A 17,232-nucleotide genomic window follows, 5' to 3' on the forward strand; every position below is an offset into this window, starting at 1 on the left:
ACTTTATTATCTTTGCAGAACAGATTAATTTTAAGCACATTTTACAAACTTATGTCTATGGCAAATATACTATTAGTAGAGGATGATGAGAATTTAGCTTTTATGTTGTCGGAGAATCTGGAAGTTGAGGGATTCGGTGTACAACATGTAAAGAGAGGTGAATATGTAATGGAAGCAATTGACGAAAATCCGATTGATCTTATATTAATGGATGTCGATTTGGCTGGAGATATGAACGGGTTTGAAGTTGCAGAAAAAGTAAGACTATCCAACACTTCTTTACCTATAATATTTACCACAGGAAAAACTCATTTCAAAGATGTTGAGCGAGGGCTTAAGCTAAGGCATGTAGATTATCAAAAGAAACCTTATGGAACAAAGGAGTTATTGGCTCGAATCAATAATCTTTTAAATAGAGTTACAGAGTCAGGCTCCAAGAAGTTTGTATTCTCTGGTTTTTCGTTTAGTCCGATTGATCAGGTAATAGAATATGATGGCCAAGAGCTTAGAGTTGCAAAGACTGAGGCTGCTTTTTTACGCTTGCTTTGCGAAAATGCAAATGGAGTGGTAACCAAAGAAAGTATTGTTTGGCTTTTATGGGGTGAAGAAGATGTATATCAGAAAGAACACTCTTTGAATAATCTGACACATAAGATAAGAAAATATTTGGAAGGAAATCCTTATGTTGAATTAGTTACAATATCTAAAGTGGGTTATAAACTTATGGAAAGATAAGTATTATATATATTATGTGCCAGCTTATTTTAGGACGGGGCATTGTATAAATAAAGGGGAACATAATAAGTTATGTTCCCCTTTGTTATTTAATTGAATTGGATAATCAGGTCATCCGGTATTTCTCATTCCGGCAGCAATTCCCGAAATAGTAACCATTAATGCTTGCTCTAATTCTTGAGGATGTACCTCGTTACTCCTTACGCGTTGAAGTAATTCAACTTGAAGAAGGTTCAATGGAACTGTGTAAATATTTCTCATAGCAATATTACTAGCAATAAGAGGTAAGTTTTCCATCAATGAATTATCATGAGCAATATTTAATATGGTAGCAGTGTCTTTTGCCAGCTGGTCGCGTAGTTCCGCTCCCAAATACTGAATATTTTTATCAACTAATCGTTGGTCATAATAAGCTGCAATACGGCTGTCTGCTTTTGCGTAAACCATCTCGAGCATACTAATGCGAGTATTAAAGAAAGGCCAGTCCTGATACATGGTTTCCAGTATATTCATTTTGCCATTATCAATAACTTGCTGTAAAGCTTGCCCCGCTCCCAACCATGCCGGAAGCATAAGTCTGTTTTGTGACCAACCGAAAATCCAGGGAATGGCACGTAGGCTTTCCACACCTCCTGTTGACTTACGTTTTGCAGGACGTGAACCTAAAGGTAATTTTGCCAACTCTGCTTCGGGCGTTGCCTGATAGAAATAAGGGATGAAATCATCATTTTTTCTAACAAGGTCTTGGTATATTTTGCATGAAATATCCGACAACTCGTCCATCGTTTTTCTCCATTCCTCTTGAGGTGCAGGAGGAGGCAATAAGTTTGCTTCCAAAATGGCATCTATATAAAGAGACAATGTTGAAATTGCCAGATCGGGTAATCCTAATTTGAAACGAATCATTTCTCCTTGTTCGGTAACACGAAGTCCACCTTTTAAAGATCCCGGAGGCTGAGAGAATAATGCTATTTTAGCAGGACCTCCGCCTCTACCGATTGTTCCGCCTCTACCATGAAACAAGGTAAGTAAAACTCCTGCATCATTACATGTTTTGAGTAGTGCTTCCTGTGCACTGTATTGTGCCCATCCTGCTGCCAATGCACCTGCATCTTTAGCCGAATCTGAATATCCAATCATAACCATTTGTTTGTTGCCGATGATGCCTCTATACCAACCGATATTCAGCAATTGTTGCATAACATCAGAAGCATTGTTGAGGTCATTAAGAGTTTCAAATAATGGAGCTACAGGTAGCATATAAGGACATCCTGTGTCTTTTAATAACAGGTGAACTGCCAGAACATCAGAAGGGGTGCGAGCCATTGAGATAACATACACGGGAATTACACCTTGTGGAGTTTCTGCAATAACTTTACAAGTGTCCAGCACCTCTTTTGTTTCGGGACTAGGTTCCCACTGTTGAGGAATCAATGGTCTTTTAGAGGATAATTCTTTTATAAGGAAGGCTTGCTTCTCTGCTTCAGACCATGCAGCATAATCGCCTAACCCCAGATAAAGGGTTAATTCCGATAATGCTTCTGTATGTCTGGTACTTTCCTGACGTATATCAATCTTAACAAGGGTAACTCCAAAACATTTTACACGACGTAGGGTATCCAATAATTTATCGCCTGCAATACTTTCCATACCGCAAGCAATAAGAGAATCGTAGCATTTGATTAGAGGTTCCCACAATTGCTCGTTGTAATAAATGATGTCATCATTTATTGTTACGTGTTTTCCTTCGATTTTCTCATCCAGATATATAATGGTCTTTTTGAGTTTCGAACGAAGCTTTTTCATTAAAGCTCTATATGGTTCCTGTACTTCGGCATCGCCCAAATATACTCTGAATTCAGCAGTACAATTAAACATAGATAGTTCTTTAACCAATACTTCTATATCTTTTAAGAAAAGAGTTGCTGCACGTTTGCGGCTTTGTAGAAGTACATCTTTAGTAACTACAGCAGTAACATTGGGGTTACCATCGCGGTCACCACCCATCCAAGAGGTGAAATGTATTGGGCGAGCTTCTACCGGGATTGTGTATCCTATAGAGGCTTCCATTTGTTTATTTAATTCTTTCAGAAAAGAGGGTACAGCTTCCCAAAGGCTACTTTCGATAACATCGTAACCCCATTTAGCCTCTTCGTTGGGTGTTGGCCTGTCTTTGCGTATCTCAGCAGTAAACCAGTATTGAATAATAAGTTGTTTCAAACGACTCATTATATGTTCTTGTTTATAGCTTACGATATCATCGTGATCTAATTGCTGAAGGCACTCGCTTACTTCATTAAGGTTGTTAATTAAAGATCGGCGATTTATCTCTGTCGGGTGAGCAGTCAAAACCAGGTCAATGGATATTTCATTGATCGCTTTTTTTATGTCTTCATCATTTACTCCTTTGCCTTGTAATGTATTGTAGATACGGGCGAAGTTCACCGGATTATCTTTTCCCATTGCATGCTGAGAAATAGTGTCGTATTGTTCCGCAGTATTAGTCAGATTCAGAAACTGATTAAATGCTTGCGCAACCGGTAAAAAATCTTTGTCGGGCAGATTCTGAAGAGTTTCTACCAACTTATCATGTGCCTTTGTATCTCCGTTATGAGAAGCTTTTGATAATTGGCGAATTGTTTCGACGCGTTCATAGGTGCCTTCACCCAATGCTCCCTTGATGGTTTCACCAAGTAGTTTTCCGAGCATTGCTATGTTGTCGTTCATCAAAGAATTTGATTGACTCATAGTTTTTGTTTTTATATTAGTTTATATTCAATATATCTCCTTTATAAAAGGTATAAACTCAATTATAAAGGAGATATTGTTTTATTCTAACAGAAGTAATGAAAAGGTATGTGACCTTTATTCATTTATCAGACTGAATAATTCTTCTGCAGCTAAACGTGGACCTTCTTTAGTTTGACCGTCAATAGCAAGAGATGTATGTATTTCACCGATCTTAACTTGGTTCTCATTCATCTTTGTGAAGTATTGGCGAACTAATTTCTCCGCAACTTCTCTTTCCTGAACAGGTCCGAATGGGTTTGCAAAATAAGATTTTACTAAACCAACCTCAGTTGTAGTTCCTTTCGCTTTTCTTGCTCCGTCTTCAAAAACCTCGATAGCTTTATCCAGATTATCGAAAAATTTAATTTTCTGATCGGTCTCAGTATAATTATTGGCATAAAGCATATAATCTACTTTGTATCCTTTCGAAATAACTTCATAAGTTGAAACCGGAATAGTTACACGGGCATTTACTTTATCCGGATTTGTATATATTCCACGGTCTAATTGTTGATAAGCGTATGAAGGATCAAGGTCATCCACACGGACAAATGCTCCGATCTCAGTACCATATCCTTTTACCGAGCCATCGGCTTCGATATTCAAATAACCCATGTCATCGAAAATGATACGCATGTGTCTGATATATTTTTCATTCAGGTTGCGGAATGCCTCTAGGCTTTCAGATTTTCCGGCACCACTATCACCCATGATGATGATATTTGATTCTTTTCCGTTCTTCAATGCAATGTTTACCATCGCACCGTGTATTGGTAAACGACCATTCTCCATTTGCTTCACATTGTGAAGTGTAAGGAGCATTTTTTTCATATAACCGAAGTAGTCGATATCATCGCAATAGTTTGCATATCCGATAAGGATGTCATTCTGTTTGTCTTTGTAGTAGAAAGTACGTTTTTCTTCATGACCGTCGGCATAACCAAATACATAGATCATATCGGGTTTCTTACCGATATAACTGCTTGGTGTTGCTAATTCGAAAAGATTAGACAAGCCTAAACCGTGATCGATAAAGTCTTTGTGGAAATAAACAAATGTAAGCATATTGCCAACCCAGGCAGGGAATACAAACCATTCATCGTCATTCAAAGATATATTTGCAACGGGATTCGAAGAGTGTTCCTGAAAAATTCCGTCACGTGTATTTCGCTTAGTATAAGTAATCAATGGTGGTTGAAATATCACAGTACTAATAAATGGCACTGCCGATAGTCCTTTATATTCAATAGGACAATTCCATGATACTTCGTCATTCAGGATAAGACCGGCATTAGCCCCTGCAATCAGTTGACGATATACTCTGTGTTGGAATCCCATAACCGTTTCTTCGATGCGGCGATAGGTTGCAAGGATAAGGTCGTTGAATTGAGAATTTGCCTGAGTAAACCTAACATCTTGCAAACCTTCGCCAAGGCTCGAGTTGCGTACAATAGAGATGCGGTCTAAACGTCTCCAGTATGAATATAATAGTTCGATAAGTTCAATGAAAAGATCTTTATCTGCGAAGCAAACCGAATATCTATTGTCTACTTTTACTATCTCGTTTTCGTCACAAACTGTTAGAAACTTGAATACTTGAACAAGTGATTGAGCAAATTCATCATCTTTATTATTGAAGTATTTAATATAATAGTCATATATAATGACGTTATCTTTCTTCAATACCTGAATAAATGAGTCGATTACTTTTTTAAAACCATAACTATTCAAAAGTTTCTGACGGTTGTCACAATATTTCAGCGAGAAATTAATCATCGCTTTTCCTCGACTGATTGTAAATTCGTTTAGCATTGTTTATTCGGTTTTGTTTATAATTTTAGTTATTAGAATCTTTTTTGATAACACTGAGGGTATATTTCATCTTATACAAAATCTATTTCCAAATTTAATCATTTTACTTGTATTAAAAGAATTGATAAATGACTAATTTCTGTTTTCAAATTTAGCATCCTTATTCAATTGTTTTACTTACGGATAAAAGTGAAAATTTGTCGTTTATTTTCTTCAGGCAATCAAAGCAAAGACAATTTCCGTATGTGGTCTTGATGTATTCTCTGACTCCTTTCTCCAGATTTAATTTTGTGCAGTTACACAATTCTATCTGATCCACTCGACAGGTGAATGTAGAAGAGCAACTAGGACATGTTTTATCCATTCTTTATATTTTTAAAGGTCAAATGGTTTATTTGAATGATGTGTTGCATTAACTTTATTTCCCGAAAGTTGTTTGCCTGTACTATTTTCGGCAGGTCTTCTGACTTACTTCATTTCTAAACACCCTTCCCATCCTTCAGCTGGCAGTTATCAGTTATCAACAAATTTGTTGTTTACTGCTTTCTGTTCACTGTTTGCGACAGTGGTTTGAGTATTGTCTAGAAACTCTTAATGAAGCTTACAGCAGCGGGTCTGTTCCGGATTTTCACCGGATTCCCTTTTCATTATTCCATCGAGCATTGTGATAGAATAACACCAAAAACAGTTGTAAAGATAATAAAATGTCTGATTGATGTTAGCTAAAGAAACAAAAAAATCTTTCCTAAATGAAGGAAAGATCTTTTGTTCCAAGAATGTGCCTATAGGAGAAGGAGAGTCCTATATAAATTGAGATATTATGGAATGTGTTTTCCGGGCACAGCTTTAGATTTCGAGTTAGTAATTGATTGTTTGTTATATATCTGTTTAATATATTCTATTTTAATGCAAATTAAGCCATAAAGCATCAAGCAGGCTATAACCAAAATCTCTTTTTTTTCTCAGATTTGCTATTTAACTATATATAATAAAACAGCCCTCTCTCGAATATAAGAAAAGGGCTGTTCTATTGTATAAGAATCTTTAGTTTAGAATTTTAAGCTTATTCCTCCAAGGGCATTAATTCCTTGATTGGTATAGCCGTAATATCTTTCATATTTTTGGCTCATAACGTTGTTTGCTTTCACATAGAATGATAGCCAGTCTAATATGTTATAGCTTCCTTTGATATTTAGCTCATTGATATTGTTCATATTGGTTGAAGCATTGTTTACATATGTCTTACGTCCTCCTTCGAATATGTAATTAACTGAGAACGTGAGATTCTCGATAAATGAAAAATCAGCATTAAAATCAAGAGTGAAGCTGGGCAGTCCCCATGCTTCTTTTTTGTCAGGGGCTGTATCGGTTAAAGTATATTTGCTGACACTGTAAAAGTGAGTCAGAGCTTTTAAAGAAAGATCGGTATATGGGATCAATTTTGTTTTTAATGCCCCGCCAAAATGTCCGGCACCTAAATTTGCATACATCATTTCAGATACGTTACCCCATGATGGTGATTCGTTTGGAACAAACAGGTGTTCGTCTTTCGTATATTTATAACCGCCGAAGATGTCAAACTCAAAACCACTTATAACTCCCGATCTTACACCAATTTGTGCGTCGTATAATGTTTGAGAAATAAATACACGTGATGCGGGGTTGATATATCGATTCACACGGTTCATTTCTACAACATTATTGTCATTTATGCCTCCATCTACATTGAAATACAATAAACTTTTTTCATCGAAGTTCCAAGATGTTTTGATTGCCGGAGCAACTACAAATTTGTTCTCAATGTCAGATGCCCAATTTATGTTAGCACCTAAAGACAATTGAAAATTTCCACCTTCTATACTATAATATGGCTTAGCTTTAAAAATAGTCAGATTATGAAACGGATCCTTATCTAACAAAGGAAGAAAGTCTGTATTGCTAAATGTTTGGAAAAATATACCTCCTTCTACACCGGCTTTATGATCTGTTTGCAGGGGAGCTGCAATGTTAACCAAGGCGTCGAATATACTTCCCGAAATACCGTCATAATTTACATTGGGGCCATATTTAGTAGAGAAGTTATTGTATTTTACATTTGCAGAATAATACAATGCATCGTTTTGTTCTTTGGATGTTATTCCTGTTTCAGCTTCAATAACATTAATATTCTGATTGTTCTTCATAAAACCTTCATAAAGAGAAGGATCTTGATCCGCCGCACTGAATATGTAGGGATTGCCATAATAGTTAAAGGTGTTATTAAAGAATGATCCGTTCACATGCCATGTTAATGATTCAAAGTCGTGGCTGTATTTTGCTTTTATCAGATTCTCCATGTTTTTAGCTTTGGCTTGGTCAAGAAGAGAATTTGGATTTAGGTATTTTATTTTACCATCAGTAGAATTGTGGGTTGCAAAAATATCTAACCGGTCATTTTTTGAATCCACTATTCTGTATCCGGCCGCACCATCTAAGTTGGAATACATACCTGCTCCAAACAAGAAATAGCCACGATGTTTACTGTAGTCTATTTTTGTTCTGATATCGCCTGATCCTGGATTTCCAATCGGATAAGAGGCAATATTCATATTTGGGATGCTGTTCTCGAACTTTATATCGTACTGCTTCTTTTGCGGTTCGTGGAGAGCCGGAAGCGTATTGACTTTTGATGCATCCTGAATGGTTGGTGTATATTCTCTTTCGAGAGAAACCTGACGGTTAAGCGTTGTATCTTTAGCGGCAGTTTGGGCTGATATGTTTATGGATGCAACGCTTAATCCCAATGTGCTAATAAATAAAGTTTTATATAATGTATTCATTATCTTTTAATTTAAGTAAGGCCTCAGACCTGTTTATTACTGTATTTTAGACCTCTCCTAACCCTTTCCTGCTTAGAGTGTGGTCGGGTGGGGCTTAATTGCAAAGGTTTATGACCTTATTTATTTAATTGAGTTAAACGGTCATTTATCATCGATTGAATATCAGTTTCATTACCTGTATAGTTCGCTTTTAAACTTTCAAGGTATTGTTTTGCCTGAAACTTATCGCCTTTTGCCAAATAGGTATCTGATAATACGATTATCGATTGAGCCATCCAATAGGCATGAGGTGTACCTTGCTTCATCAATGCAAGGACTTGTTGTTCTGCCTTATCGTAATTCCCATTCTTTAGATAGGTTTTAGCCAATAGGTATTGCGCTTCTGCTCCATATACACTGCGTGTATCACTAGCCGCTTTCTGAAGATCGTCGATAGCTTTATTAGTCTCACCTGTATTCAGATAAGCTTTAGCACGGTATAAGCGAGCTTCGCTAACGATTTCGGGAGAAGTTTTGCTTTGTGCAAGTAACGCTGTTGCAACAGTGATAACTTCAACGTCTTTATTTAAGTTGTTGGCTACTTTAAGCATTCCTAATTGAGCCGTATTCTTATCCTCACTGCTTGTTGCTGTACGCATCATTTCCTTATAAGCATTATATGCGGCTTGATTGTTGCCTTTGTCCAGTTGTATTTCGCCTACAAGAGCAAGAGCTTTATTGAGGCTTTTTGAATTACCTGAATTAATAGTATTGTTGAATGCTTGGAGTGCAGTATCATAATCTTTCTTATTGTAAGCTATGGCTCCTATATAATAATGTGCATCGCCTGCAAACTGACCTTGAGGATACGATTGAAGGTATTTGTTCATCGCATTGGCTGCTTCGTTTGCATGACCTTTCATGTATATATTTTCAGCGGCAAGATATGATAATGAATCTTGACGGCTGGCAGTAATAACAATACCGTTGCCCAACGAGTTTGCAAAACTGGCATATGAGCCAATATCGTTAATATCACGATAAATGCCTTCGAGACTTTGTATGGCGATACGTGCTTCTTCCGAATTTTTGTGCAGTTGTACAACTTGTTTGTAGGCTTCAATCGCTTTTTGAGGATTGTTACTGTTATAATAGGATTGTCCTAATTGAACACCAGCCTGTGGAGCTACATTCGAGTTAGGGTAATCGTTTAATAACTTCGTTAAGATTGGAATTGCATCTGTTTCGCGATTTAGCATTATCAATGCACGACTTTTCTCATACATGGCATCATCGTAATATTGAGAATCAGGATATCTTTTCATCATAACATCCAATGCTGCAATTTTTCCATTGTAATTGTGCTGTAAACCTAATACAAAGGCTTTTTGGAAGTCAGCATATTCGGCACTCTGCGGATTATTTACAGACGCTTGAGAGTATGCATTTGCTGCTTCAATAAAATTACGATTGAATAAATAAACATCTCCGATACGATTCCATGCGTCAGAATAAGTCAACTGTTGTCTGTTTCTTTCCTGAGAAGTATATTGCTTGAAACTATTCAACGCATTATTATATTGTTTCAGATTGAAATAAGTATATCCTAAATTATATAGGGCATTCGAATAATTGTCATCCGAGGCATTACATACAGATAAATAAGTCTGATAATCTTTTATTGCTGCCGGATAATTGTTTTCTCTATAATATGTTTCACCACGCCAGAAGTAAGATTCGTTTTTAGATTTTACATCGTAATTCCCTATATTTATAGATGCATTGAATCTTTGGATTGCCTGATCGTAATTTCCGTCAATGAAATCCTGAGCTCCTAATTGAAACAAAATAGTTTGCTTTGCTTCGAGTATTTGTCTGCCAGGATTACGCATTTTGTCGATTGTTGTAAGCGCGGCCTGATAATTTTTAGTAGCAAGTAGTGTCGATGCCAATTGATTATTGATTTCGTTTACATACTTCGAGTTAGGGTATTCGTTTAAGAAACGCTGCAATACAGTGATCGATTGATCAAAGACCGAAAGTGATGTCTTATGAACCAACATGGCATAATTGTATAACGCAACCTCGCTGATTGATGGATCGAACTGCACGCGTGATGCTGCATCAAACGCCATTAATGCATTCGCATTATCATTTATTTTTAGGTAATTCTGACCGAGTAGCATATATGCTGTTTGTCCCAGTTTATTATCTGTCGAAGCAGCAAATTGTAAGGCTTTTATTGCATTCTGATAATCACCTGTTTGAGTATATGCCGTACCGAGTTGCAGCATATCTTCAGCGAAGGGTTTAGACTCCGAAGCTAGGTATTTCTCATAGTTCGAAATAGAACTATTGATATTACCTTGTCTATAGTAAGAGTTTCCGAGTATGCGATATACTTCCGCCGAGTTCTGATTATTGGGATAAGCACTCAGGTAATTATTTCCCGCGTTGATTGCTTCACCCAGGTTATTCTTAAGGAACAGACCTTGAGTTATGAAGAATAATGATTGCTCTTTGTATTCGGGATTGTTTTTAAGGCGTTCGAATGTCGATAAAGCACTATCGTATTTGCCTTCTTGAAAATCGATATACGCTTTATAGTAAGTTGCAGGTTCATAATATTTATTGCTGTTACGAGCCAGTAGTTCGAATTGATTTGCGGCTACAGATTTTTTTCCTTCCTGCAGATTAGCAAATGCAGATCGGAATGTATAATCCTCTTGATCCTTTTTTGATAAATAATCAACATCCGCTTGTTCAAACCAGTATAAAGATTGATTCCAATCTTTTTCATTGAAATAAGAAGATCCTATATAGAAGCAAATATCATTTCTATGGTATGACTCGGGATAAGTATCCAAATATTCCCGGAGAATAGTAACTGCATCTTCTTTTCCTGTAAAATAAGACGAGGCAGCAATCATATAGTCAGCCTCCAACTTTGCGTTCTGGTCGTTAGAAAGTCTTTTAAATTCCGCAAGTGTATTTTGTGCACCAACGAAATTGTTGTCTAAAAACATCTCTTTCCCCTGTATAAACAAACGTTGAGGTAATTCATTGCTGATTCCTCTTTGGGCATACGTTAACTGTAGGGTAGATGCTATTCCTATCCCTGTAATAAGTAGTATTTTCTTCATAAATTCATCTTTTGTATTTTTTCGATCCCTATTTTAACAGAACGTAGTCCAAACAAAGAGGGATCTAAATCGGCTATAGGTATAAATTTCAATTCAGCAACATCATCTTGTGCGCTAAATTGAGAACTGTTTTTTATTTTACATAAAAAGAAAAGATCGGTAGTCTCCACTTGAAAACCTGAGTATATGTAAAGGTTCGGTACAGAGAATAAATACTGAGCCGATATAACTTCAAGTCCAGTCTCTTCTTTTACTTCTCTGGTAATTGCTTCTTCTGCGGTTTCATCCATATCCACAAATCCACCGGGCAGGTCATAGGTTCCTTTTGCCGGCTCATTAGCACGGGTTGCTACCATTATTTCGTTTCTGTCGTTAATGATTACCGCAATTGTTGCCGATGAAGGGTTGAAGTAGTAAATAAAGCCACATGCTTCGCAACGTTTAGATTTGAAATTGTTGTCGACAAAGTGTGCAGAGCCACATTTGGGGCAGAATTTAAACTGGTATAGAGGATGTTTCTTTACTGGCATAAAATTTTTATATTAAACTTACATACACAGTGTACAAATATAGTTATTTATAACATAGATGTTTTATGAATATATGTTGTTTATATTAAAAAGTGTACCTCTTTAAAAGTTAATGAAGTGTTATATTTGTTAATGCGTGTCGCTTTTACAGGCTGTGTATTTTCTGCTAGAATGTTAGGAAATTACTTTTTTCTATGTTAAATATATTAAAATACAACAAAAAAAGAGATCTAGACAGGAAAAGATGATAAAAAGGTTATAGTATAACTTGGAAATTTATTGTTACTTTGTAGTAAAGTTGGTTGTTTGAATATAAATTGTTAAAATTTCATTTCTGTTATGAATGTACGTAGTACCTACATGGTAAATCTCGTGTCAACGTACCTCTCATTATGTAATGTTGTGCACAATAGAAAAGTCATAGGCGTTCAATTAGATTTTGAACAAAAGGATTCTTCTATTCTTGCTATATCTAACATATTGAAGGATTACGATCTGCATTGTAAGACTTATTACTCGGATTTTGATACCTTGAAGAAAGACAAACGGAAAGGAATATTACACCTAAGAATAGATGGAGGACGTTATGTCGTTCTGAAAAGTTTAGGTAGCGAGGGTAATGTAGTTTTTTATGATCCTGTAATCAATAAGAATATTGAAATTTCTAAGTTCGCGTTTCAAAAATTGTGGAGTAGCATTGTGATATATTCCGATGTAATGCCATCGTTAAACGAGCATGAGGTTAGTAAAGAATGGGTCGCTAAAAAAAGTGTGCAAGACTAACTTCTTAGTAGTTTGAGAAGAAAGTCAAAAGTATTTTTCTAAGAGTAGTTTCTGGGAAATTTAGGGGAAAAGAAAGTAGTTTTTATCAAAATTTAATTACGTTTGTCTTATAAGTTGCTTATAAAACATAACCTTTGACTCATGCAATCTTTTCCGTTTTTCAGTCAACATGATGCTATGGATTGCGGTCCTACGTGTCTGCGTATGATTGCCGCTTATTATGGCAAAAACTATTCGCTGGAGAAACTTCGGCTCAGTTCACACATAAATAAAGAAGGAGTATCTTTGCTTGGGATAAGTGAAGCTGCAGAAAATTTAGGCTTTCGCACAATGGGCGTTAGCATTACATTTGAGCAGTTATTGGAGGCTCCTCTTCCTTGTGTTGTGTATTGGAACCAAAATCATTTTGTCGTTGTTTATGCTGTTAAAAAGAAACGGTCAGGATATGTGATTTATGTCGCAGATCCGGGCGGAGGAATGATAAAGTATACCAAAGACGAATTCTGTAAATGTTGGATATCTTCATCTATTGATGGAGAGTCTCATGGTATAGCTCTACTGCTGGAGCCTTCTCCTGAATTTTATCAACATGAAGATGATAAGGAAGTTCGGAAAGGGTTCCAGTTTCTGTTTTCGTATTTAAAGCCTTATAAGAAATTAGTACTTCAACTTGTATTAGGGCTTATTTTTGGCAGTTTATTAATGTTAATTCTGCCATTTCTTTCTCAAGCCATTGTCGATATCGGTATAAATACCCAAAACCTTGATTTTATTTATGTAATACTAATTGCTCAATTAGTTTTAACACTAAGCAATTCGTCAGTTGAATTTATAAGAGGTTGGATATTGCTACACTTAGGTAGCCGAATAAACATCGCTTTAATCTCAGATTACTTGATCAAGATGATGCGAATGCCCATGGGCTACTTCGATACGAAGATGGTGGGTGATATTATGCAAAGAATTAACGATCATACACGCATTCAAGATTATTTAACCAATTCAAGTTTAAATGTTATTTTTTCAGTATTCAATATATTTGTATTTGGTATAGTCTTATGCCTTTATAGTTTCAAAATCTTCATTATATTTTTCATCGGCAGTTGCCTTTATTTTCTTTGGGTTTGGCTTTTTATGAAAAAGAGAGCAGAACTTGATAGTAAAAACTTTGCTCAAAAATCTGAAAATCAAAGTAATATAATTCAATTGATTACTGGGATGCAAGAGATAAAGCTCAATGGATGTGAGCAGCAGAGGCGTTGGACATGGGAAAGTATACAAGCAAGACTTTTTAGATTACGTATCAAAGGACTGGCTTTGGGGCAATACCAAGATTCAGGGGCTATATTTATTAATCAAACAAAGAATATCTTAATTACCGCCCTGGTTGCCAAGTTTGTGGTCGAAGGCCAGATGACTCTCGGTATGATGATGGCGGTTCAATATATAATAGGACAACTTAATAGTCCTGTAGATCAGATTATCGATTTTGCTCGCAAAACTCAAGATGCAAGATTAAGTTTGGACCGTTTAAGCGAATTACAGGAGAAAACAGATGAAAGTACAGAAGATTCGCAACGTATCAAAGATATTCCGATGGGTAAAGACTTATTTGTCTCAGGATTATCCTTTAGTTATGATGGAACATCCGAAGGTGAGTACGTCCTTAATAACCTCAATATCCATATACCAACCGGAAAGAAGACAGCTATAGTAGGTACAAGTGGTAGCGGCAAAACAACACTGTTGAAATTGTTGTTGGGTTTTTACCCTCCACAGAAGGGCGTTATACAATTGGGTGAAAATCGTTTGCATAATTATAGCTGGCGCGAATGGCGAAAAAAATGCGGAGTAGTTATGCAAGATGGGTTTATATTCTCAGACACAATAGCTCGCAATGTAGCACCTGCATCTGAAATTATAGATAAAGAAAAATTATTAAGATCTTGTATTACAGCAAATATACATGATTTTGTAGAGTCGTTACCTTTGGGATATAATACAAAGATCGGGATCGAAGGACATGGCTTGAGTCAGGGACAAAAGCAACGCATGCTTATTGCACGTGCTATATATAAGGATCCGGAGTTTGTGTTCCTGGATGAGGCTACCAACGCCTTGGATGCAAATAATGAAAAAGTCATTATGGAGAACTTGAATTCATTCTTTGAGGGGCGTACATCATTAATAGTAGCCCATCGTTTGAGTACTGTTCGCAATGCCGATCAAATAATTGTATTAGAGAAAGGGCAGGTTGTTGAAATTGGTACCCATGACGAATTATCTGCAAAAAGGGGAGCTTATTATCATTTAGTGAAAAATCAATTGGAGCTTTAAATGAGAGAAAAATTAGATAACATAGAATTGCGTAGCGATGAGGTTAAAGATATTTTAACACGTCCTCCTCATTCATTGATCAGATATGGCACAACAGTAATATGCCTTATTCTGTTATTGTTTTTTGTCGGCTCTTTCTTTTTTCGTTACCCGGATATAATACAGGGAGATGTAATTGTTACAACAGAAAATCCGCCTGCATGGATTGTGGCAAAAGCTACCGGGCGAATAAAGGAACTTTATATCACAGACAAAAGTTCTGTTAATCAAGGAGATCTGATAGCAGTAATAGACAATCCGGCAATAACAACTGATGTGAAAAGAGTCAAACAGTTATTGATTGAAAAAACTCAGGTTTCTGATTCTGTGGTTGCTTTAGAGGCAGAACTTATTTCGGTGACCTATGAATTAGGTGAGTTGCAGTCTGCATTTTCTTTGTTTTCGAAAGCTGCGATTAATTATCAAAACTTTGAATCATTGAACCTTACAAAACAAGATGAACTTGCTTTGAAAACCCAATTAGCAGGAAGAAATAGCTATGCTGCTAATTTACAAAAGCAATTAATACTAAAGGAGCAGGAATTGTCGGTTGCAAAGTCCCTATATGATAGGGATAAAGAATTGTATAAAAAAGGTGTAATTGCCAAGTCGGAATTTGAGGCTACAGAACAAAGCTATTTAAATCTACAGCAGATGCTTCGTCAGCTTGAAGGATCAATAGTTACAGAGCAAATCGAAAACTCAAAACTGAAAAGCTCCGCCTCAAAACTGAGCATTGAATACTTGCAAGACAGAAATACTAAATACCAGGAATTAGCTACTGCGTATAGAGAGTTGATGGCCGAAATTGAGAATTGGGAGCAAAAATATTTACTCATTTCTCCTCAAGCAGGCACTGTAACATTTAATACAGTCTGGTCAAGAAATCAAGTTGTCAATATAGGAGATAAGGTTTTTGTTATAGTTCCTAAAGATCCGGGAGCTCTTATCGGAAAGTTAGATGCTCCATTATCGGGATCCGGTAAAATAAAAGAGGGGCAATTAGTAAATATAAAAGTATCAGGTTACCCATACCTAGAATATGGCATGTTGCAAGGATATGTTCGCAACATCTCTTTAGTTTCCAGTGGTAGTTATTATACTGTAGAAATATCATTACCGAACAAGCTTACTTCAACTACAGGTGTTGATTTTAAATTTACAGGAGAGTTGAGGGGGGGAGCAGAAGTGGTGACAAAAGACCGATCCTTGGCATTTCGAATTTTAGCTCCATTGAGGTATTTGTTAAAGAATAATTTCTGATTATCAATAAATGAAACAGTTGTCATAAGATGTTTTGATAGATATCTTTTATATATTCTTTCTGCAGCCCGCGTAAATACTAGGATTTATACTTTTCAGAGTCTTTGTATTCTATTAGTTTATTCTATATTTGTTGATGTGAATTAATATTTATTGGGGAATGAACATTTTAGAGATTAAACGAATGGACTTTTGTTATAAACAAAGGTTTGTTCTAAAGAACTTTGAGCTTTCTGTAAAAGAAGGTAGTGTGTATGGCCTTATAGGCAAACCTAAATCTGGAAAAACAACAGTATTAAAATTAATCTTAGGTCTATTGAAAACAACTTCATCAACAATCTTTCTCAAAGGTCAAAATTTTTATGGCTGCAGAGATAAAATCCAAGGAGTAGTAGGTAATATTATTGATTTACCTTATTATCAAAATTTTTTAACCGTGAGAGAGAATTTCAAGTATATTGATATGCTCTTCGGTTATGGCGATTTGCGGATTACACAAGTCTTGCGCTTTATAGGTCTTTATAAATACACCAATACCAAGGTGAGAAAGCTGACTGCGGCACAACAAAAATGTTTAAGTATAGGGATTGCATTATATCATGATCCTGATTTTTTAGTTTTTGATGATTTATTGAGAGATTTAGATGAAGATTCGAGAATTAGTGTCTGTAAATTACTCGTTAAGATAAAGGATCTGGGTAAAACTATATTGCTATCCTCTCGTCATTATATAGAACTGTCGTCTGTTTGTACGCATATAGGCTTATTAGAGTCTGGCCGTATTAGCAAAGAGGGGAGATTAGTAGATTTTATTGAGTCTGATTTTGGTGATTTAATTCCCCGCTTACAGCATTACCAGCTATAACGGTTTCCAGAGATGGAATCCTCATTTTTTTTTCACAATGTAAACCACTGTTTAGATATAAGTTAGGGAATAAAGGAAAAAAGTTTTCAAAAATAGTTGTAATAATATTTGGAGCGTATATAAAAAGCGACTACTTT

Annotated in this window: 11 protein-coding genes and 1 riboswitch; of the genes, 5 read left to right on the plus strand and 6 right to left on the minus strand. The window is 36.0% G+C overall.

What is annotated here, in order from left to right:
- Nucleotides 1-57 precede the first annotated feature (57 nt).
- A complete protein-coding gene (locus tag G7050_RS09670; protein WP_166114550.1) occupies nt 58-735 on the plus strand; it encodes a response regulator transcription factor in 678 nt (225 codons plus the stop codon).
- 111 nt (nt 736-846) lie between these two features.
- Here G7050_RS09670 and ppc read toward each other — a convergent pair whose 3' ends face one another.
- From ppc to G7050_RS09700, 6 genes are all read right to left on the minus strand, one after another.
- Nucleotides 847-3,483: a phosphoenolpyruvate carboxylase gene (ppc, locus tag G7050_RS09675; RefSeq protein WP_166114553.1), complete on the minus strand. Its 2,637-nt coding sequence runs from the start codon at nt 3,481-3,483 to the stop codon at nt 847-849.
- A gap of 117 nt (nt 3,484-3,600) precedes the next feature.
- Nucleotides 3,601-5,337: a phosphoenolpyruvate carboxykinase gene (locus G7050_RS09680; RefSeq protein ID WP_166114556.1), complete on the minus strand. Its 1,737-nt coding sequence runs from the start codon at nt 5,335-5,337 to the stop codon at nt 3,601-3,603.
- Nucleotides 5,338-5,497: 160 nt separating this feature from the next.
- A complete protein-coding gene (locus G7050_RS09685; RefSeq protein ID WP_166114559.1) occupies nt 5,498-5,701 on the minus strand; it encodes a cysteine-rich CWC family protein in 204 nt (67 codons plus the stop codon).
- 71 nt (nt 5,702-5,772) lie between these two features.
- A riboswitch (cobalamin riboswitch) is annotated at nt 5,773-6,035 on the minus strand.
- Nucleotides 6,036-6,386: 351 nt separating this feature from the next.
- Nucleotides 6,387-8,156, minus strand: coding sequence for a hypothetical protein (locus G7050_RS09690; RefSeq protein ID WP_166114562.1), 1,770 nt, complete (start codon nt 8,154-8,156; stop codon nt 6,387-6,389).
- Nucleotides 8,157-8,272: 116 nt separating this feature from the next.
- Nucleotides 8,273-11,278 carry a tetratricopeptide repeat protein gene (locus tag G7050_RS09695; protein ID WP_166114565.1) on the minus strand — a complete coding sequence of 1,002 codons (3,006 nt, stop codon included), beginning with the start codon at nt 11,276-11,278 and terminating at the stop codon, nt 8,273-8,275.
- The gene (locus tag G7050_RS09700) at nt 11,275-11,808 is read right to left on the minus strand and encodes an NUDIX domain-containing protein (protein ID WP_166114567.1); all 534 of its coding nucleotides are present in this window, start codon (nt 11,806-11,808) and stop codon (nt 11,275-11,277) included. The genes G7050_RS09695 and G7050_RS09700 overlap by 4 nt, the downstream gene beginning before the upstream one ends.
- 339 nt (nt 11,809-12,147) lie before the next feature.
- On the opposite strand from G7050_RS09700, the gene G7050_RS09705 reads away from it, so the two are divergent.
- The 4 genes from G7050_RS09705 to G7050_RS09720 all read left to right on the plus strand — a co-directional run bounded on the left by G7050_RS09705 (nt 12,148) and on the right by G7050_RS09720 (nt 17,095).
- Nucleotides 12,148-12,591 carry a cysteine peptidase family C39 domain-containing protein gene (locus G7050_RS09705; RefSeq protein ID WP_166114570.1) on the plus strand — a complete coding sequence of 148 codons (444 nt, stop codon included), beginning with the start codon at nt 12,148-12,150 and terminating at the stop codon, nt 12,589-12,591.
- Nucleotides 12,592-12,732: 141 nt separating this feature from the next.
- A complete protein-coding gene (locus G7050_RS09710; RefSeq protein WP_166114573.1) occupies nt 12,733-14,928 on the plus strand; it encodes a peptidase domain-containing ABC transporter in 2,196 nt (731 codons plus the stop codon).
- On the plus strand, nt 14,929-16,230 hold the full coding sequence (locus G7050_RS09715; protein ID WP_166114576.1) for an HlyD family secretion protein: 1,302 nt from the start codon (nt 14,929-14,931) through the stop codon (nt 16,228-16,230).
- A 160-nt stretch (nt 16,231-16,390) separates the two neighbouring features.
- Nucleotides 16,391-17,095 (plus strand): ATP-binding cassette domain-containing protein, encoded by a 705-nt coding sequence (locus tag G7050_RS09720; protein ID WP_166114579.1) that lies wholly within the window; start codon nt 16,391-16,393, stop codon nt 17,093-17,095.
- The last annotated feature ends 137 nt before the right edge of the window (nt 17,096-17,232 follow it).

The sequence above is a fragment of the Dysgonomonas sp. HDW5A genome (assembly GCF_011299555.1).
In the GTDB taxonomy this organism is placed as follows: Bacteria; Bacteroidota; Bacteroidia; order Bacteroidales; family Dysgonomonadaceae; genus Dysgonomonas_A.

Bases quoted from the DNA above. Each gene is read 5' to 3' on its own strand.
- G7050_RS09670 (WP_166114550.1), top strand. From the start codon at position 58: ATGGCAAATATACTATTAGTAGAGGATGATGAGAATTTAGCTTTTATG.
- ppc (WP_166114553.1), bottom strand. From the start codon at position 3,483: ATGAGTCAATCAAATTCTTTGATGAACGACAACATAGCAATGCTCGGA.
- G7050_RS09680 (WP_166114556.1), bottom strand. From the start codon at position 5,337: ATGCTAAACGAATTTACAATCAGTCGAGGAAAAGCGATGATTAATTTC.
- G7050_RS09685 (WP_166114559.1), bottom strand. From the start codon at position 5,701: ATGGATAAAACATGTCCTAGTTGCTCTTCTACATTCACCTGTCGAGTG.
- G7050_RS09690 (WP_166114562.1), bottom strand. From the start codon at position 8,156: ATGAATACATTATATAAAACTTTATTTATTAGCACATTGGGATTAAGC.
- G7050_RS09695 (WP_166114565.1), bottom strand. From the start codon at position 11,278: ATGAAGAAAATACTACTTATTACAGGGATAGGAATAGCATCTACCCTA.
- G7050_RS09700 (WP_166114567.1), bottom strand. From the start codon at position 11,808: ATGCCAGTAAAGAAACATCCTCTATACCAGTTTAAATTCTGCCCCAAA.
- G7050_RS09705 (WP_166114570.1), top strand. From the start codon at position 12,148: ATGAATGTACGTAGTACCTACATGGTAAATCTCGTGTCAACGTACCTC.
- G7050_RS09710 (WP_166114573.1), top strand. From the start codon at position 12,733: ATGCAATCTTTTCCGTTTTTCAGTCAACATGATGCTATGGATTGCGGT.
- G7050_RS09715 (WP_166114576.1), top strand. From the start codon at position 14,929: ATGAGAGAAAAATTAGATAACATAGAATTGCGTAGCGATGAGGTTAAA.
- G7050_RS09720 (WP_166114579.1), top strand. From the start codon at position 16,391: ATGAACATTTTAGAGATTAAACGAATGGACTTTTGTTATAAACAAAGG.